18 protein-coding genes, 1 pseudogene and 1 other annotated feature are annotated in these 19751 nt (G+C 38.5%); of the genes and pseudogenes, 15 read left to right on the top strand and 4 right to left on the bottom strand.

Annotated features, from left to right (window positions below; translation table 11 throughout):
* The first annotated feature begins 10 nt into the window (after window positions 1–10).
* Window positions 11–265, top strand: a complete 255-nt coding sequence (locus ND6B_RS16420) for a hypothetical protein (protein WP_013464674.1) — start codon at window positions 11–13, stop codon at window positions 263–265.
* A gap of 23 nt (window positions 266–288) precedes the next feature.
* On the opposite strand, the gene ND6B_RS16425 is transcribed toward ND6B_RS16420, so the two are convergent.
* From ND6B_RS16425 to ND6B_RS16435, 3 genes are all read right to left on the bottom strand, one after another.
* Window positions 289–1656 (bottom strand): hypothetical protein, encoded by a 1368-nt coding sequence (locus ND6B_RS16425; RefSeq protein WP_033102693.1) that lies wholly within the window; start codon window positions 1654–1656, stop codon window positions 289–291.
* Between the two features lie 107 nt (window positions 1657–1763).
* Window positions 1764–4211: a TonB-dependent receptor plug domain-containing protein gene (locus ND6B_RS16430; RefSeq protein ID WP_033102692.1), complete on the bottom strand. Its 2448-nt coding sequence runs from the start codon at window positions 4209–4211 to the stop codon at window positions 1764–1766.
* 755 nt (window positions 4212–4966) lie between these two features.
* Window positions 4967–5395: a hypothetical protein gene (locus ND6B_RS16435; RefSeq protein WP_013464671.1), complete on the bottom strand. Its 429-nt coding sequence runs from the start codon at window positions 5393–5395 to the stop codon at window positions 4967–4969.
* 337 nt (window positions 5396–5732) lie between these two features.
* On the opposite strand from ND6B_RS16435, the gene ccoN reads away from it, so the two are divergent.
* The 14 genes and pseudogenes from ccoN to ND6B_RS16500 all read left to right on the top strand — a co-directional run bounded on the left by ccoN (window position 5733) and on the right by ND6B_RS16500 (window position 18480).
* Window positions 5733–7166, top strand: a complete 1434-nt coding sequence (gene ccoN / locus ND6B_RS16440) for a cytochrome-c oxidase, cbb3-type subunit I (RefSeq protein ID WP_033102691.1) — start codon at window positions 5733–5735, stop codon at window positions 7164–7166.
* 12 nt (window positions 7167–7178) lie between these two features.
* Entirely contained in the window at window positions 7179–7853 is a 675-nt protein-coding gene (gene ccoO, locus ND6B_RS16445) for a cytochrome-c oxidase, cbb3-type subunit II (RefSeq protein ID WP_033102690.1), read from the top strand.
* A gap of 6 nt (window positions 7854–7859) precedes the next feature.
* The gene (locus ND6B_RS16450; protein WP_010389598.1) at window positions 7860–8045 is read left to right on the top strand and encodes a cbb3-type cytochrome oxidase subunit 3; all 186 of its coding nucleotides are present in this window, start codon (window positions 7860–7862) and stop codon (window positions 8043–8045) included.
* Window positions 8042–9076, top strand: coding sequence for a cytochrome-c oxidase, cbb3-type subunit III (ccoP, locus tag ND6B_RS16455; RefSeq protein WP_033102689.1), 1035 nt, complete (start codon window positions 8042–8044; stop codon window positions 9074–9076). The genes ND6B_RS16450 and ccoP overlap by 4 nt, the downstream gene beginning before the upstream one ends.
* Before the next feature lie 149 nt (window positions 9077–9225).
* Window positions 9226–9717 carry a FixH family protein gene (locus tag ND6B_RS16460; protein WP_033102688.1) on the top strand — a complete coding sequence of 164 codons (492 nt, stop codon included), beginning with the start codon at window positions 9226–9228 and terminating at the stop codon, window positions 9715–9717.
* 8 nt (window positions 9718–9725) lie between these two features.
* Entirely contained in the window at window positions 9726–12098 is a 2373-nt protein-coding gene (locus ND6B_RS16465) for a heavy metal translocating P-type ATPase (protein WP_033102687.1), read from the top strand.
* On the top strand, window positions 12095–12262 hold the full coding sequence (gene ccoS / locus ND6B_RS16470) for a cbb3-type cytochrome oxidase assembly protein CcoS (RefSeq protein WP_008109812.1): 168 nt from the start codon (window positions 12095–12097) through the stop codon (window positions 12260–12262). The genes ND6B_RS16465 and ccoS overlap by 4 nt, the downstream gene beginning before the upstream one ends.
* On the top strand, window positions 12255–12926 hold the full coding sequence (locus ND6B_RS16475; RefSeq protein WP_024601376.1) for a sulfite exporter TauE/SafE family protein: 672 nt from the start codon (window positions 12255–12257) through the stop codon (window positions 12924–12926). Before ccoS ends, ND6B_RS16475 begins: the two co-directional genes overlap by 8 nt.
* A gap of 42 nt (window positions 12927–12968) precedes the next feature.
* A complete protein-coding gene (locus ND6B_RS16480) occupies window positions 12969–13706 on the top strand; it encodes an FNR family transcription factor (protein ID WP_013464664.1) in 738 nt (245 codons plus the stop codon).
* 106 nt (window positions 13707–13812) lie between these two features.
* Window positions 13813–14739, top strand: coding sequence for a universal stress protein UspE (uspE, locus tag ND6B_RS16485; RefSeq protein WP_033102686.1), 927 nt, complete (start codon window positions 13813–13815; stop codon window positions 14737–14739).
* Between the two features lie 93 nt (window positions 14740–14832).
* Window positions 14833–14976, top strand: a pseudogene (locus ND6B_RS20095) (tRNA 2-thiocytidine(32) synthetase TtcA); the annotation flags it as partial.
* A gap of 174 nt (window positions 14977–15150) precedes the next feature.
* The gene (locus ND6B_RS16490; protein ID WP_033102685.1) at window positions 15151–16407 is read left to right on the top strand and encodes a site-specific integrase; all 1257 of its coding nucleotides are present in this window, start codon (window positions 15151–15153) and stop codon (window positions 16405–16407) included.
* Complete coding sequence (locus ND6B_RS16495) at window positions 16391–18052, top strand: hypothetical protein (RefSeq protein WP_033102684.1); 1662 nt, start codon at window positions 16391–16393, stop codon at window positions 18050–18052. Before ND6B_RS16490 ends, ND6B_RS16495 begins: the two co-directional genes overlap by 17 nt.
* Window positions 18049–18480, top strand: coding sequence for a hypothetical protein (locus ND6B_RS16500; protein WP_033102683.1), 432 nt, complete (start codon window positions 18049–18051; stop codon window positions 18478–18480). The genes ND6B_RS16495 and ND6B_RS16500 overlap by 4 nt, the downstream gene beginning before the upstream one ends.
* A 1-nt stretch (window position 18481) precedes the next feature.
* Here the strand turns inward: ND6B_RS16500 and ND6B_RS16505 are convergent.
* A protein-coding gene (locus tag ND6B_RS16505; RefSeq protein ID WP_089368775.1) for an IS3 family transposase occupies window positions 18482–19701 on the bottom strand; the annotation gives its coding sequence in 2 pieces (ribosomal slippage) (window positions 18482–19422 and window positions 19422–19701; 1221 coding nt in all).
* Window positions 19307–19423 (bottom strand) — a sequence feature (AL1L pseudoknot). It overlaps the preceding gene by 117 nt.
* Window positions 19702–19751: the final 50 nt, after the last annotated feature.

Genomic DNA, 19751 nt, shown 5'->3' with positions numbered 1-19751 from the left:
GAAAATAATTATGAAGAAGCTCCTAATAATTGCTGCAGCACTGAGTCTTGCTGCTTGTTCAAAAGTAAGCATGGAAAATTACGAAAAAATTAAAATTGGTATGGACAAAACAGAAGTTGAAGCACTTTTAGGCAGTGCTGATAACTGTGTAGAAAAAACATTACATACTAGCTGTACTTGGGGTGATGACGCTAAAAACATCGAAATTACCCTGGTATCAGACAAAGTAACGCTTTACAGCAAAAAAGGGCTAACAGATAAATAAGGACAACAAAGGAATAACGTATGTTATTCCTCTTTTTTTGCATCGCTGGTGTAAATAAGCTCTATATTGACTATTTTACTGCGGTTTAAAGTGATTTTGTAACGCTGATAGAGCGTTTTATCCGGTTCGGTTAGAACCAATACCATGTTTAACTGATAGCGCCTTTCTACTCCCTGTTTAGAAATTTTATTGTTTTCTAAATGATAGAGCTTCCCTTCCCCTTTTTTTAAATAACGTGCAAACGGTGCGAGATTAAATTGCAGCGTTTGCTGCAAGCTATCGTAGCCTGGCAAAAATTCTTTAGCACTTACCCGGGTTTCACTAGCAAAATGCAGCCATTGCGCCGCCTGTTTGTTTTGCTGACGACGCTTAGAAAAAATTTTCCTCACTTCTTTGGGGATTTTTTTAAACCGGGTGTACTCTAACCAAATAAACTGACTCGCCACTTTATCTTTTGTGATACTGTTTTTAAAAATAAAGCGCCATTTTGGCCGCCCTCGCACAATAGCACGCCAAATAATACGGGTAATATCTTCTTTAAATATTTCTCTTAGCCCGTAAATAACCCCTAAAATTAGAATTAATGAAGCGGTTATTTCAGTAAAGGTAGAACGCGCATTGAGTATTACCACCATCACAAAAGCCATTATAACAGCCGTTACAGAGCCTTTTACCAACCGCTTTAAATAGCTATTAAGATAGCGTGTTTGGCGCTGTAAAATCACTCCATGCTCTATTAAACGCTGGAGTAAACGCATCTTATTAGTAATTCTGTTGGCGTCTTTAAGCGTTGAGTCAGAATTATATTGCTGCTCTGCTCGATACTCACTCTCTGACTTACAAAAGTTTAATAAGTCATTTCGTTCTTTAGCGTGATCGCTACTACGCGGGCCTTCATCAAGTAGCTTTAAAAAAGTTTGTTCAATTTGCCAGCTTAGGTAGTTATCAGCATTAGTATAAAACGGGATCAGCTTTTCGTTATCTGGGGTGTAACGTCTGAGTTTTCTAAGTAGGCTTTGGCTTTGTTCACAGAGCTTCATGGCTCGTTGATAAAACTCATCGCTTTCTTGAATTTTTAACGCATCTTTAATATCGGCATCAATTGCCAGACGCACTTGATAACAATATAGATTTAAATTTTGTCGGTAATCTTGCTGCTCACCTTTGTTCTTACTAACAAAACGGCTTCGTACCAATGGAAGATGAATGTTATTCGCGTTATAGGCTACAAAAGATTTAAATTGGTTATTAAAGTAAGACTCTTCGCTGAGTGTTTGCGCGTTAATACCCATTTCGTTTGGGATAGAAAAATAAAGATCGAGACGTTGCTCTGCACGCGGTGATAGTTGCGGTTCAATAACAAACGATAAATTTTCGTCTTGCTTTAACAATGATGCCTCCTTCGGTTATCTACCTGAGTTTACGTGCCTCTTTAATTTTGTTCAACAAAAAAGGCCTAGTAAAAACTAGGCCTTTTAGTAGTTCTAATGAATTAAAATTAGAACTTAACGTTTACGCTTGCAAAGATACGAGAACCAATTACGTCGTAAAGCTCTGGGACAGTACCCATATCATTACCACCTAGCACTGACTCAGGCTCTTTATCAAAGATATTATTCATACCACCAGTTAAACGAACATCGTCGTTTAAGTTATAGCTCATAGAGATATCATGGTAAACAGTGTCGTCTGTGCTAAAGAATTCACCATAGTACTCACCGTCCATACCTTTGATATAACGAGCGTTGTAAAGCACGTTGATATCATCATTAATATCGTAGTTAACTGAAAGGTTTGACTTAATTTCAGAGTAACCACCAATGTTTCCATCAATAGTGCCTGTGTAATCAATTTCGTCTTGCTCAAATTCAATTAAGTAAGTCGTATCTAGGTTGATACGGTAGTTATCAGCTGTATAAGAGATATTCCAGTCAATACCTGATGTATCTTGTGCGCCTACATTTGTTAATGCTGAGCTTAATTCAGATAAATCACCATCAGCTGTAATGTTTACTGCTGCACATGATTGCGTATTTCCAGCAAAACAGTTGCGCATTTCGTTTTGTACGTCTAAACGCGTAATTGCATTAGTAATATCAAACTTCCAGTAATCTAATGTAGTTGATAAACCGTCAGCAACTTCCCACACTAAACCGAATGTGAATGATCTGCTCTCTTCTGCTTGAAGATTATCATCGCTTGTGTAGTTAACTTCGATTTGTGCATCTTGCTCGTTACCCCATGGATCTTCTAGGTAATCGAATGAACCTGTATTACCACCAAATAATTCAGCAACATTTGGAGCTCTAAAACCAGTAGCAAGTACAGAGCGAACCATAAAGCTATCTGTTATATTCCAAGTAGCACCAAGTTTCCACGTTGTTTCACCACCAAATGTTGAGTAGTTATCGTAACGTGCAGCACCTTCTAGAGTAACTGACTCAAGCACTGGCATAGATGCTTCAAAGTATACAGATTGAACAGAGTAATCACCGTCTGTTGGGTCTTGTTGTGAAGCTGTGCTTTCGCCTCTTTGAGTAATTAAATCTGGTGTATAAAAACCACTTTCGAATCTATTCTCAACACCAATTGCGTAACCAATATCACTCTCTGTAACAGCACTGTAACCCGCAGATAGGATGAATTGCTCATTACCACCTTCGTTTGACTCTGTGTAAAGAGAGTTGCTCGATACTAATAGGTCACGATTAATTGCATCGCCACTAAACCAAAGCGCTTGGTCACCATAAATGCTTTGCTCCATGTTACCCGCATGGATTGAGTTTTGAACCTTATCTTCTGAGTCATTACGACCGTAAGTTGCGCTAATGTCCCAGCTTGCATCGTTATCTAAAAGACCTTGCAATGCAATAGACGCTCTGTATGTATCTGTTTTTTGCTCATAGATACGTGGACCCGCATCAACCATTCTACGACGGTACTCTAATGAATCGGCTAATACACCATCTTCATCGATAAATGCATTAGTGTATGCATTACTTAGCTTTGAAGTGTCTAAATCAATGCTTGCAGGTTGTGGTGCTAACTGTTGGCTTGAATCACGACGTGTGTACATTAAATCAACATTAAATGTTGTGTCTGAATCAAGTTCTTTATTAAAGCTAGTAAAGACGCTGTATAAGTCACTTGGTGTTTGTGCATAGCTTGACGGTGTGTAGTCATAACATGTATCACGGTCTTTGAATCCACCTTGACCATTTGGCGCTTTACCACCTAAAGTCCCTTCTGGGATGTAAGACGAACAACCTGGCTCAACAAATTTACGGTCTGACTGAATAATATCGCCACGGCTTGTGTACTGAGCACCTAATACTAGGTTACCGTCAGCCACTTGCATACCATGAAGTAAACTAACACCATAGTTTGTGCCGTCACCTTTGGTAGTTTGGCTACCTTCAACATTGACTTCAGAACCTTCAAAATCTTTTTTCGTGATGATATTTACAACGCCAGCGATAGCATCTGAACCATAAACAGCTGATGCGCCATCTTTTAAGATTTCGATTGATTTAATCATGGCAACAGGAATAGTGTTTAAATCAACAGAAGAATCAGCGCCAGTGCCTGATGAAACCATACGACGGCCGTTTAATAGAACTAGGGTACGCTGTGCGCCCATACCACGAAGGTTAACTGTAGCAGAACCACCAGAACCATTGTTACTAGTCCCACCTAAGCTCATACCTGCCGCTGACGGTTGGTTTGAAAGTACATCTGCAACTGAGGTGTAGCCGCTCTTAGCAATAAAATCATCACCAATTACTGTGATTGGGCTAGCCGTTTCCATATCGGTACGGTTAATACGAGAACCCGTTACTTGAATTTTTTCAATTGACTTTGCTGCTTCGTCTGCAGCTAAAACCTGAACACTTGAGAACATTGGGATCGCTGCAATTACAGCTAAACCAAGAGTTGATTTTTTCATGGATGAACCCTACTTGTTGAAAATTTACCTAAATTGGTAATGCTCACTTTTATGAGAATTTTGAGTGAGCGAGAGCAACTTAGGCGCCTTTAACTGAATGAAAACTTAACGAGCGATCACTATGCAATCAATGAAAATTAAGACGTCCCACGAAAGGAACAAAGGTTACAGTATGTTTCATTGTTAATTAATAAAAACAGTTAAAAATCATAAACTAAAGACCAAGCAATCACATAAAAAACACAGCTGAAATCAAATAAGTAGAGTTTGTAATCAAATGTAATTATTACAATAATGTGCCCTAAACAGGAAAATTAACATGTTAATCACAGCTCGTTATTAAAACGGTAAAACTAGGTGTTAATTACTAACCATATTTATGCAAGTAGATTGTTTATTTAGTCTGAATTTTTTTGTTATAAGTTTTAATCATGCAAATTTTATGTGTATTGAAGGTTTAAGACGGGCTGCCAATTAAACTAAAAACGGCTATCAAAGTGGATCCATTAGATAAATCTACATATTAATGACATGGGTGCTTTATTGCACGTATGAGCACAATTGAATAAGTAAGCCAAGCAGAGCTTAAGTTATAAACTTGGAAGGTAAATGGATATGTAAAAGCTATATTAAGAATGGTTATTTTATCAGATAGACTTTAATTGCAGATAACTATTAAATGTGAGGCATTTGGCTTTGCCGCTATAATTTTACGGGAATGGCGCAGTTAAAACCCACGCCTGAGTAGAAAGCCTTTAATAGGTAACGTTAAAAAAATATTCAACATTTTCACTTATGCCAGTGTTTGTATCGACAGTAGTAAGAATCAGCTTCCACACCATGTTTTTTTCTGAGCAAATCCCTACCATAGTATTAGCAACCCAAACGCTGCCCTGATTTTTAAATTGTACGGGAATGTAACCCATATACATGCTAACGCCTTCTAATTTAGCTGCAGTTATTGTTACACCAGTCGGTAACTGAGTGTAAATTGAAAACGGTGTCTCTGGTGATAGGGTTTCTTCGCTTAGCCAAACTTTAACTTGATTTGGAAAAATACACGGGTTGTTATTTTTACACTCTGTTTGTGATTGATTTACTTTTGGTGTTGATGTTGATCCAGAAAAGTCACAACCTAGTAAGAATAGTAGAAAAGAAAGTAAACATACTCTATATATATACATGCAGGTTCTCAAAGTATCTAATGTATTAGTCCAACATTTGGACACGTTGGTTGATTATCGGCTTTAATGGGCAAGTAAGGTACAAATCACCTCAAAAAATAGACAGCAAGTTAATAAAGTTTGATTGATGTCATATTATTACGCAATTGACCTATCTTTTTAAGGCCAAAAAATTTATCATTTCAACCGCAAAAAAAACAAGTATTTCTTGAGATTATTATCTTTAACAACCACATATTGTGGGTTTTAGATAGTATACTTTGGAATAATAGTAGGTCCTACTTTTACAAGTAGGTAATTCATTTCTAAACGCATTTATTGCAGCGGAAGCCAGAAAATGAGCCAAACAGTAGCATCACAAACTGAGTACAATTATAAAGTTGTACGCCAATTCGCTATTATGACAGTGATTTGGGGCATCGTTGGCATGGGTATTGGGGTTCTGATAGCTGCCCAATTAGCTTGGCCAGCTCTTAACTTTGACACACCATGGTTAACTTACTCTCGACTTCGTCCGTTACACACGAACGCAGTAATTTTCGCATTTGGTACAAGTGCACTTTTTGCGACGTCTTATTACGTCGTACAACGTACATGTCAAACGCGCCTTCTTTCAGACAAATTAGCCGCCTTTACCTTTTGGGGTTGGCAGTTAGTTATTGTTCTAGCAGCAATTACTCTACCTATGGGTATTTCAAGTTCTAAAGAGTATGCAGAACTTGAGTGGCCAATCGATATCTTAATTGCTGTTGTTTGGGTAACTTACGCTATTGTATTTATGGGCACTATTGCAAAACGCAAAGTAGCGCATATTTATGTAGCTAACTGGTTCTATGCTGGTTTCATTATTACTGTTGCAGTACTTCATATTGTTAACAGCATGGCTGTTCCTGTCTCACTAACTAAATCATACTCAATTTACGCCGGTGCGGTTGATGCAATGGTTCAGTGGTGGTACGGACACAATGCAGTAGGTTTCCTTCTAACTGCGGGCTTCCTAGGTATGATGTATTACTTTGTACCAAAGCAAGCGGGTCGTCCAGTTTACTCATACCGTTTATCGGTTGTTCACTTTTGGGCTCTTATCTCGCTTTACATTTGGGCAGGTCCTCACCACCTTCACTACACTGCGCTTCCTGATTGGACGCAAAGCTTAGGTATGGTGATGTCTATTATCTTATTCGTACCGTCTTGGGGGGGTATGATCAACGGTATTATGACGCTCTCAGGTGCATGGCATAAGCTACGTACTGACCCAGTTTTACGTTTCTTAGTGGTTTCATTGTCTTTCTACGGTATGTCGACATTTGAAGGCCCGATGATGGCAATTAAATCTGTTAATGCGTTATCGCACTACACAGATTGGACTGTAGGTCACGTACACTCAGGCGCATTAGGTTGGGTTGCAATGATTTCTATCGGTGCTATCTACCACCTTATTCCGGCGTTATTCTCACAAGGTCGTATGTACAGCATTAAATTAATCAATACACACTTCTGGTTACACACAGTGGGTGTTGTTTTATACATTGTTGCAATGTGGATTTCAGGTGTAATGCAAGGTCTAATGTGGCGTGCAGTTAACTCTGACGGTACATTAATGTACAGCTTTGTTCAGTCGTTAGAAGCCTCTCATCCTTTCTACGTTATGCGTTTCTTAGGTGGTGTTTTCATCGTCGCAGGTATGCTGATTATGGCTTATAACGTTTATCGTACAGTTTCAGCGAAAAATAATTCGCTAGAACTTGATGAACAAGCGCAGTTAGCATAACGGAGTCAGATAATGAGCAATAAAAATTCGCAAAATAAACACGAAATAATCGAGAAAAACATCGGCCTTATGGCCATCTTGACTGTTTTTGCAATCAGCTTTGGTGCACTCGTGGAAATTACGCCGCTAATGTTCCAAGACGATACAACCAAGCCAGTGGATGGGTTACGCCCGTTAAACGCACTAGAGTTTGAAGGTCGCGACATTTATGTACGTGAAGGTTGTGCTAACTGTCATTCTCAAATGATCCGTCCATTTCGTGATGAAGTTGAGCGTTACGGTCACTACTCTGTAGCAGGCGAGTCAGTATGGGATCACCCTTTCCTTTGGGGTTCTAAACGAACTGGCCCTGACTTAGCACGAGTAGGTAAACGTTACTCAGATGATTGGCATTATGCGCACTTAATGGATCCACGTGCCGTGGTTCCTGAGTCTAATATGCCAAGTTTCCCTTGGTTAGCAGAGAACACGCTTGATACAAGCTTAACTCTGAAAAAACTACAAATTTTCCGTGACACGTTTGCTATCAATCCAGAAAACCCAAAACACCCGGGTCTAGGTTATGGCAGTGACGAGGAATTAATCGCTGACATTGCTAAAGTTGACGCAATGAATGACGGTAAAGGTGCAACAGAAATGCAAGCCCTTATCGCTTATTTGCAACAACTTGGCACACATTTGAAGTAGATTATTATGGACTACGGGACATACAGAGGCATTTTGACTCTGGTAATTTTAGTATTATTTATTGTGATTGTTGGATGGGCATATAGCAAGCGTAGTAAAAGTCGTTTTAAAGACGCTGCTAATGTCATATTTGAAGATGAAAAAAAACACAACAATACACTCTCTAACGAGGAAAAGGGGTCTGAGAAATGACTAGCTTTTGGAGTATATGGGTTATTGTATTAACCCTTGCATGCTTAATCATTATCTTTGGTCTACTAGTTTGGAACTTAAAAAACTATGTAGGCGTAAAAGAAGGTGAAAGCTGTGGACATGAGTTTGACGGCATTGAAGAATTAAACAATCCACTACCAAAATGGTGGACTTACATGTTCTTCGCAACGTTTGTGTGGTCTGTTTATTACTTAGCAGCCTACCCAGGTTTAGGTAATTGGGAAGGTTTAGCAAAATGGACAAGCTCAAACCAAGGTATTACCTCTTTAACTGAATCGAAAGAAGCAGTCCTTGAAGCGAAAGAAGATGGCCGTTTTGTAAAGCTAGATGCTGAATACCGCGCTGCTGAAGAGCGTTTTGGCCCAATTTTTAATGAATTGGCTCAAATACCTGTTCTAGATCTAGTAGAGTCTAAATTTGCTGGTGATGCAGCACAGCAAGTTGCGCTAGAAAACGGCACTAAACATGAGCAAACTCAAGGTCAACTAGCGGTTGAAATTGGTCAACGTTTGTTCTCACAAAACTGTGCACAATGTCATGGCTCTGATGCTCGTGGTGGTACTGGCTTCCCTAACCTCACTGACAACGATTGGTTGTACGGTGGTACACCTGACAAAATCAGAGAAACATTACTTTTAGGCCGTGTTGCAGCAATGCCACCTTGGGGTGATGCATTAGGTGAGCAAGGCGTTAAAGAAATGACGGCTTACGTACTTAGCCTATCTGGTCGTACTGTTAACCAAAAAGATGCCGATGCAGGCAAAGCAAAATTTGCTATGTGTGCAGCATGTCATGGTGCAGATGGTAAAGGTTCAGTTGCACACAACTTACCGTTTGGTGCACCAAATCTAACTGATAACATTTGGTTGTACGGTGGTTCTCAACGTGCAGTTGAAGAAACACTTAACCATGGCCGCGCTGGTGTAATGCCTGCTTGGAAAGAGATTTTAGGCGAAGATAAAATTCACCTATTAACTGCTTACGTTTACAGCTTATCGCAAGATAAATAACGATAAAGTTAACAAAACGTTTCAGTTTTAATCTTTTTATTTCAGTAGATTAATTCAGATCAAAAAAGCCTCCACTCGGAGGCTTTTTTTTAGTCTTTTCATTCTATTTATTATAATATAGCCGCACATTAATTAATTTTAGAGCGACTATGCAACCGACTCCGTGGTATAAAAATTTTTGGCCTTGGTTTTTAATCTTCTTTCCTTTAGCTGCAATTATTGGCTGCATTAGTTTATTTATTACAGCCATTGGTAACGGCCCAGATATGGTTGTAGATGATTACTATAAAAAAGGCAAAGCAATCAACTTAGAACTCGTTAAGTTTGATAAAGCAAAAGCGTTGTATTTACATGGCGACCTAAATGTATCAGATGAGCGTGTCAGCTTTAAATTTACCAAAGGCGATACCAGTAATATCCACGCGCTAAAATTATCGTTTTTTCACCGTACCATAAAAGCGCACGATTTTGAGGCCACTCTCACCCCAAATGCTAATCAAGAGTTCACTGCATTATTAGAAAGCTATATACCAGGCGCATATTCGGTGTTTATTGAACCCGTTGATAACAGTTGGAAAATGAAAGAAAACGTTAGTTTACCAACCACCGCCACCGTTTTAGTGACTCCTAACTATAAGTAGTATTTAGTATGTCTAAAAATTGCTTTCATTGTCTTGAAAGTGTGCCTGCTGGATTTAGCGCACATGTTGTTATAGACAATACCGCTGAGCCAATGTGTTGCATTGGCTGCCAAGCTGTTGCACAAAATATCATTGACCAAGGGATGACCGACTACTACAAATATCGCACTGTTAGTGCCGGTAAAGTAGAGCAACTCATCCCTGAACAACTCGCTTTTATTAAAAGCTATGACAATGAAGATATTCAAGATGAGTTTATCAGTACGCATAACGACAACTCTGAGGTGCTTCTCAGTGTTGAGGGCATTACCTGCGCCGCCTGTGCCTGGCTTATTGAAAAGCAATTACTTAACCTTAAATCGGTAAAGCGCGTTGATGTAAACACCTCAACTAATCGCGCTATGATCCAATGGGATAAAAGCGCAACCTCTTTAAGTGAGCTAATCACCTCACTGGCTCAAATAGGTTACAAAGCCTATCCATTCCAATCAGATGTAGAAGCCCAGCAAAAACAACAAACAGCTAAAGCCTATATTCGCCGCCTCGGCGTGGCAGGCTTAATGACCATGCAAGTGATGATGTTTGCCTTTGCTATGTACTTTGGCATGTTCTCTGGGATGGACAGTAATTTTGAACAGTACTTTAGATGGATCAGCTTGATCCTTGCAACGCCCGTTATTTTATACAGCGCCCTGCCCTTTTTAAGTAATGCAATTAACGGCTTAAAAGCAAAACAACTGAATATGGATTTACCGGTATCATTGGCGATTTTTGGTGCCTATGGCGCAAGCTGTTACGCCACCGTAATGGAAGTCGGTGAAGTTTACTTTGAATCTATTTGTATGTTTACCTTTTTACTCTTATTAGGTAAATACTTAGAATTTAGAGCGCGCTTAAAGGCCAGTGAATTTACAGCCAACTTACAAAAGCTACTGCCACTGACTGCCCGTACACTCGATGAAAACGGCAAAGAGCACATAATTGCCGCTAAAAAGCTCAAGCTTAACGATATCGTTTTAATAAAAGCAGGCGAAACTATCCCTGCCGATGGCATCTTAGTCAAAGGCAGCACCAGTGTTGATGAGTCTATGATGACTGGTGAACATCAGCCAGTACGAAAGTATATTGATCATAACGTGTATGCGGGCACGGTTAATCATGATGGTATTATTGAAATAAAAATCAATAAGCTGGGCCAAAATACCCTGCTTAATCAAATTATTCGCCTGCAACATAATGCCCTAACAAAACGCCCACGGTTAGTAGAAATTACCGACAAAGTAGCGCAGTGGTTTGTTGCCGTGTTACTGGTATTTGCCTCTCTAACCGCCATTGGCTGGTATCAAATTGACCCTGATGTCGCTTTTTGGATCACTATATCGGTGTTAGTGGCCACTTGCCCGTGCGCATTGAGTTTAGCTATTCCAACCGCGTTAACGTGTGCTGTGGCTACTTTAACTCGTAAAGGAATATTAATTAAGCAAGCACATGTGCTCGAAACACTCTCAAAGCTTACTTTAGTTGCTTTTGATAAAACCGGTACGCTTACGCAAGGTAAATTTAGCCTCGACGTTGTTGACATACTTGATGATAACTACAGCAAAGAGCAAATTCTTGATATTGCAGCACAGCTTGAGAGCTATTCTGAGCACCCTATTGCTAGTGCCTTTAAAGAGTTTAAAGGTCAGCGTAAATTTGACGATGTACAGCTCCATCCAGGGGTTGGGATCAGCGCTCAATACGATAATACGCACTACGCCATTGGTAAAAGTGGCTGGTTTGATACCAAAAAAACCAATGCGCAAGCTACCCTTTACATAAACAAGCAACCCGTTGCACGCTTTTACTTTGTTGATAAAGTAAAAACAGATGCCGATAAACTCATTAACTCGTTAAAGGCTGCCAATCTAAGTTGTCATATGCTAACAGGTGACGCCTCAGATGCCGGTGCCAAGGTGGCAAAAAAATTAAAGCTTGATTCAGTACAAGCCAGTTGTAGTCCAAAAGATAAACAAGACGCCGTTGATCATTGGTCAACTCAAGGTGAAGTTGTTGCTATGGTTGGCGATGGCGTAAACGACAGCCCAGTCTTTGCCAGCGCCCACTTATCAATCGCCATGGAAACAGGAGCTGATATCTCTAAAAACAGTGCCGATGTTGTGCTGCTTAACAGTGATTTAGCCTCTATTGATCATTTGTTGACGATTGCTAAGCAAACACGGCGTATAATTAAGCAAAACCTAGTGCTTTCTTTATTATATAATGGCTCTATATTACCGCTTGCTGCTATGGGTTTAGTTGCGCCTTGGATGGCGGTAATTGGTATGTCTGCCAGCTCTATTATTGTGATATGTAATTCACTAAGGCTATTAAAGTTATGAGCATAATTTATATTTTAGTTCCTATCGCTATCTTGTTTGTACTAATTGCCATTGGCGTGTTTTTTTGGGCAGTAAAAGGCGAGCAATTCTCTGATTTAAACAAGCAAGGCCACAGTATTTTGTTTGAAGACGATAAAGAGCAACATAATAAAAGTAATGATTGATCCAATTTTTGTTAGCGCTTTTTTAATGGGGTTGATTGGCAGTGGCCATTGCATTGCTATGTGCGGCGGCATTGCCAGCTCATTACAATTAGCCAGTAACAAGCGCCAAACTTGGTTGTATTCTCTAGCTTATAACAGCGGCAGAGCGCTAAGTTATATGCTTGCTGGTGCCCTAGTCGCCGGTATTAGTAGTCAATTTGCCACACAAAACTCGGCCTTTGCGCTGTTTTTATCATTTTTAGCGGGCGTGTTTATGTTACTGGTCGGCGTTTATATCATGCGCTTAGCCGCGACATTACAATGGCTCGAAAAACTCGGTAAAACCCTCATTTGGCAGCACTTAATTAAACTTAATAAATATTTAATGCCCATTGATTCCCCATTAAAAGCGCTTGGTTATGGCGCACTATGGGGCTGGTTACCGTGCGGCTTAGTATATTCTGCGCTCACATGGGCGATGACCAGTGGCACTGCCATAAATGGTGCTTTGGTTATGCTGGCATTTGCCCTAGGGACGTTCCCTGCCATGATCACCTTAGGTGTGGCTGCACAAAAGCTCAATACGCTTTTTAATCACCCTTGGACGCGAATAATATTAGGCAGTGTTATCATTTGGTATGGTATCTACCTTCTGATCATTGCAACAGACAAGCTAGTGCATTAACATTGGTAAATGTTGTGCATAGAAATTTAACGGATTGAACTTATGGATTTTTCTCAAAGTCGTGCTAAAGGTAATTGTGCCATTAGCTGTAATAACTGCAGTATTAGCCAGCTATGTTTACCATTTTCTTTAAATGGCCAAGAAATGGATAAACTTGATGAGATCATTGAGCGAAAAAAACCATTACACAAGGGTGACTACTTATTTGAATCGGGCGCACCTTTAAATGCAATTTATGCAGTTCGTTCGGGGTCGTTTAAATCGTATACTTTGTCTGAGCAAGGCGATGAGCAAATTACAGGCTTTCATTTAGCGGGTGACCTTGTTGGCTTTGACGCCATCAATAAAATGCAACATCAAAGTTTTTCTCAAGCACTAGAAACCTCAATGGTATGTGAAATTCCCTTTGAAACTCTTGACGAACTAGCCGGTAAACTGCCTAAATTGCGCCAACAAATAATGCGTTTAATGAGCAGTGAAATAACCTACGATCAGGAAATGCTGTTATTACTTAATAAAAAATCAGCAGAAGAACGTCTTGCTAGCTTTATTTATAACTTATCAGAGCGTTTTGGTGAGCGTGGTTTTTCACGTAAAGAATTTAGATTTACCATGACTCGCGGCGAAATTGGCAACTACCTTGGTTTAACAGTAGAAACTATCAGCCGTTTATTAAGCCGTTTTCAAAAAGCCGACTTAATTAAAGTAGAAGGTAAATTTATTACTATTTTAGATAATGACGCGCTTGCGAAAACAGCTGCGATTGTAAAGCCACGTTAATAAATCAATAAATTGATATAGAACAAGAATATTAGTGCTACCCCTTTAACTGTTGTGTATTTGCGTTACACTCAAGGTATAACTGTTAAGTGAATGGAGTAGCACAATGGAAACGATTAAACGTATTATCGCGGTTATTGACCCAACTAAAGACGATCAAAATGCCCTCGCGCGTTCAATAGATTTAGCCAAAAAATCGGGTGCGAGCATTACCGCCTTTATGACGGTTTACGATTTTTCTTACGAAATGACCACTATGTTATCAGGCGATGAACGTGAAGCAATGCGTCAAGCCGTCCTCAAAGATCGCGAGCTATGGCTTAAAGATCTAATCTCTCCTTATCAAAATATTAATATTGATACTCAAGTTATTTGGCATAATCGCCCATACGAGGCAATAATTAATACCGTTATCAATGATAAATACGACTTGGTTATCAAAGGTACTCATCAACACGGTACGCTTAAAGCGGTCATTTTTACTCCTACAGACTGGCATTTAGTAAGAAAATGCCCAACGCCCGTTTTATTTGTCAAAGACATGCAATGGCCAGCACAGGGGAATATTTTAGCTGCAGTAAATGCAGTCAGTGAAAATGAGCAGCACTTATCACTTAATAAACGCATAATTAAAGATGCACAATTTTTATGTGAACTGGCTAATGCTAAACTTAACTTAGTCAATGCCTACCCTGCTACACCAGTAAATATTGCGATAGAAATCCCAGAATTTAACCCTGGGCTTTACAATGAATCAGTTAAAAAACATCATATTGAATCAACCAATGAACTAGCTAACGAGTTTAACCTAACCTCTGATCAATGCTTTATTGAAGAGGGATTGCCAGAAGATGTGATACCGGATGTTGCAAATCGTTTAAATAGTGAGTTAGTGGTTATTGGCACTGTGGGACGTACCGGCTTAAGTGCTGCATTAGTGGGTAACACCGCTGAGCATGTTATTGACAGCCTCGATTGTGATGTACTTGCATTGAAACCTGACGGCTATGTAAGTCCACTCGCAGAAAGTTAACGTTTGCTGTAGCTGTGATATTGCATATGGCATATAATACGCCCCTTTATTTTTAGCAATTAATTTTGCCGTACTATTTTATAAGGGGGCATAGTGTCTCATTCTGCTCAAGCCAAAGCTCAACACAACTTAAATAAGCTTCAAAAGCGTTTACGCCGCCTCACAGGTCAAGCTGTCATGGACTTTAACATGATTGAAGAAGGTGACCGTATTATGGTGTGCTTATCGGGTGGCAAATTATATTAAATATCTTTTTTGTAATTATTAATATTTATTTTTTGTTTCCTCCAACCTATTATTCTTCCAGAAAAAATTAAAGTCACTCAATAATATTTAGATATTTTTTGCTCTTTTTGTAAAGTACGCTATATTTTACAAATCCACTTATAGTAATGATTAGTTTTGTAAAGTATGAATGTTAGTCAATATAAAGTTGGATCTAAGCGCTTTATTGCCTTTATTGGCTTAAATGATATTCCTATTTTACCTCTAGCAAATGCGTTTCTATATGATGTATTTTTAAACACATCATATTCAACCAAACTCCGTGTAGCGTATGAACTCAAAACCGTACTTAATTATTTTGACGCAGAAGCAATTGATCTAGAGCTTAGAGTTAGTTCTGGTTTGTATATAAGTCCGAATGAATTAAGTCATTTCTATGGGGAGATGCGCCTAAAAAAAGATTCGTTTTCACAAAAAAATCTATTTTCAGTACCTGATAATAGTGAAAGTAAATATATCAGGAATGCAATTTCTGCATCATCATTTAATAAAAATAAAGTATCAACAGAAACAACAACAGGTAGAATAAGAACTCTTAGAAAATATTTAGTATATATCCATGAACACTATCATGGTGATCGACAAGCACCGCCCAATTTAAAGGATTCATATAATAGGGTTATTTCAAAGTTAAAATTACGAGAAAGCTATACTCAAGAAACTAACAAAGTTTCAAGTGTAGAGTTAGTTGAAACTGTAATACCTGATGAAATTTATCATTCATTTAAAGAAATAGTTTTACCTAGTTCAAAAGATAATCCTTTTAAAAAATGTAAGTTACGCAATTATTTAATTCTATCAATATTGAGACAAACTGGTATTAGAAGAAGTGAAGTCTGTAAGTTAAAAATTTCTGATTGCCAATTTTATGGTGATTATAACAAGATAAAGATTTATTCAAGCCCAGATGATCCTACTGATACTAGATTAAATAAACCTGATAAAAAGTGTGGGAGAGCACATTTCGCTGGGATTAGTGTAACGTTAATGAAAGAAATTCATTTTTATATTCACCATGTAAGAATAAAATTTGAAAAAGCTACTCTACATGATTTTCTATTTGTATCAGAAAAGAATACTCACAAAACGGCGGGGCTTCCAATTACTAGGGAAATGGTTAATTATATTTTGTGCAAAGTTTCTTCTAAACTTGGATATAAAATTCACCCACACACTTTAAGGCATAAGTGGAATGAGAAACTAAGTATAAAAGGAATGAATAAAGGTCTTGATTCAGAATTCATAGAGGATATGCGAAGAAGTGCTATGGGGTGGCAACCTGACTCGAAGATGGGCCGGGTTTATAATGATAAACATGAGCAACTGTCGGCAATTGAGCTAATGAAAGAACATCAGGAAAAAATAGATGGAACCAAAAAGTGAACCCAAGCTACCGGCTAATATCCCTGAATTACCAGAGAAGTTTATTTCGCAAGCGGGTATTAAAGTTGAAACATTTAGTAATACTTGGGAGTTAACACATTTAGGTAAAGGACGTAAAACTAATATTGCATGGCTTCAATCTTTTCCTAGGACTTCAAAGCTAAAATATATTTTACTCGATACTCTGATTTACTACGCAGAAACAAAATCTGCTGCAACTGTCACTACGATTACTGCTTCTTTGAGACAGGCTTTTCCAAACGATTGTAGTGACATATCTGAATTTGAGAATATATGGCATGTACTAAGAGGCTCGACAAAAAAAACTATAAGTGGTTTTTTAAACTCATCATTAAAATTGAATCACACGTTACTTGATAAGCACTATAGGCTAGCTTGTAAATATAGTTATAAACAAAGCTTTAATGGTTTACATCCGACAAAAGGTAGACTAACAGATTACGAATATGACTCTATACTTGAGAACCTTAGGATAAAGTGCAGAAGTATTCCAAATCAGCCTCCAGAAGACCTTCATTACTACACTAAAGTAAGTGAAAAGAACAATAATTTCATAAACCTGAAAAGTATGGTTGCTTATCGTTTACTTATACAGTTAGCAAGACGCCCAAGACAAATAGTTATGCTAAAGTGGTCAGATATTTTACCTGTTGGAATATCATTCAATGATAAAAATTTGAATGGTGAGCCAATAAATACGGGGGTTAAAACACTTCATGTTAGATGTTATAAAATCAAACAAAGCAATCAAGATTTTAACTTTCGTCTTTTCCCTGAAAAATGGTCAATACCTCTAACGGAGTCATTCTCGGCGTTATTATTAAAGTACAGGGAGATTTATTGTAAAGGCCTAAGCTTAGCTATTAATGAGTGTGGGGCACAATTAAGTACTGCTCAATATGAAACTTTAATAAATCATTGCCCAATAATTCCAGATATTAAAATTTTTACAGCTGATTTCTCTGATAGTGAACTTATTGATTCAATTTTATACGAAAGATCACAATTGTTTCATGCATCAGAGAGTATTTTTAAAAATGCAGAGAATAGTTATGGCAAAGGTTTATCTGAACGCACTGGGAGAGTCGTTGGAACAAATAACAGGCTTAGGCACACTTGGCTCTGTAATGCAGCTCTAAATGGTTACCCTATCTCTGAAATTTGTAAAATAACTAATGTAACTGAACCTGGCGCAAGAGCTTATTTGCAATTAAGTTTAAAAGAGAGACAGTATATTGATACTAACTACGCCGCTAATCAGTTACTGCGAGATGCTTTTAACCCAAAGGTATCAATAACTGATGAAGATATAACAGTAGAAAATGAAATTGATATATTTGGAGTAGAGAAGGAACCTTCTAACTGCAATGCATGCGAGCATAAGTCTAACTTAACAAGACCATTACCATGTTATGGGTGCCCTAACTTTAGACCCCTATTAGACGCAAATCATGATGCAATTTTAGAACAAGCGATTGCAAAACGTGAATTTATAAAAACATTTAGTAGTAATTACACCAATTCTGGTTCGACAGAGAAGTTAGATAAGATTATAGCCAATATAAAACTAACAATAGCATTTTGTATTGAAATGAAACTTCATAATGCAAAGTTGAACAAATGAATATATTCAATAAATACCACCTCGCCCTTCAAGATTTACTCCAATCATACTCTAATGAAATACCTAAAAATATTTCTTCTATAGATAATTCAAAACCAACATGGGGTGATCCTGTTTGGTATATTCTAGATGTTGATACAGGAGTTCGTCATCGTTACTTATTTACTAAAGCAATTAAAGGACGAAGGCGCTCTAAGAATGATTCATACTTTAGAAAATTAAAAAATTACCAGTCAGACTTACTTACAAAAAATTACGGATTGCTCCTAAAGGTTTATGCGCTGGATGTACAACAGCAAAAGGTCGTTAATAATAGCAAGCAATTAAGAATTACTGTAGCGTCACAGATTTTAACAGAAAGTGAAAAATATCGAAATCTAAATGACTTACTGAATCGCCCCGAGTTCATCGGAGACCAGTTTGTTTAAGTCAGGCCACTTTACCTGACTCGTTTAAATTATCATAGTAGTCTGTTTCATATTGAGCTGGTGAAATATACCCAATTGAAGATAATAAGCGTTGATTATTAAACCAATTGACCCACTCTAACGTTGCGTATTCAACAGCATCAACATTCTTCCACGGGCCATTTCTGCGAATAATCTCTGTTTTAAATAATCCATTTATTGTTTCAGCCAATGCATTGTCATAAGAGTCACCCACACTGCCTACAGACGCTTGAATTCCAGCTTCAGCAAGTCGCTCAGTGTATCGTATAGACAAATATTGGCTGCCTCTGTCGCTGTGGTGAATTAACCCTTCGGGGTTGCCACGATGCCAAATAGCTTGCTCTAACGCATCAAGAATAAGCTCTGTGTGCATTGTCGTTGATACACGCCAACCTACAATGTATCGTGAAAAAACATCTATCACGAAAGCGACATAAACAAACCCACTCCATGTGGCAACATAGGTGATGTCAGCTACCCAAAGTTGATTTGGCTGCTCAGCAGTAAATTGACGATTAACTAAATCAAGTGGCTTATCTTGTTGCTCGTCAGGTATCGTTGTCTTATGTGCTTTACCCCGACGAACACCTTGAATTCCCATAACTCGCATCAATCGTTCGACTGTACAGCGGGCGACTTGATGGTCGTCAAGCTGTAGCTGCTTCCATATTTTTCTTGCACCATAAACTGACATATTATCCTCCCACACTTCGCGAATGAGTATTATCAGCTCAGCATCACGCTTTTTGCGGTTAGACAGTCGCTCAGGCTCTCTTTGTATCTGTTTATGAGAATAATACGTTGATGGTGCAATCGGCAATTCCTTGCAAATTGACTCGACACCGTAATGCTCTCTGCAAGCATCAATAAAATCCACTATTACTTCTGTTTGCGGTCGAGCTCCGCTTGGGCGAAAAAAGCGGCAGCTTGCCTCAGGATATCATTCGTTCGCTTGAGCTCTTTATTCTCGCGCTCTAAGACGGCAAGGCGTTCTTCAGTTGATTGCGTATTAGAAGAGGGTTTAGACGGTTGAGCTTGAGATTTCTTGACCCATGCTCTAAGTGTTTCTGGGGTACATCCCAGTTTATCTGAAATCGATACTAGCGCAGCCCAAAGAGAAGGGTATTCATGCTGTTGTGTGGTAACAAGCCTAATTGCACGTTCACGAAATTCTGATGTATAGCGATTTGATTTTTTCATAGTTCCAGTTTCTCAAGTTATTGAGTCTCTGGCAAACACGGGGCGATTCA

The organism is Pseudoalteromonas sp. ND6B (genome assembly GCF_000764215.1).
Classification (GTDB): Bacteria; Pseudomonadota; Gammaproteobacteria; order Enterobacterales; family Alteromonadaceae; genus Pseudoalteromonas; species Pseudoalteromonas tetraodonis.
Note: the sequence above shows the minus strand (reverse complement) of the source record. Positions and strands in the feature narration are given on the sequence as shown.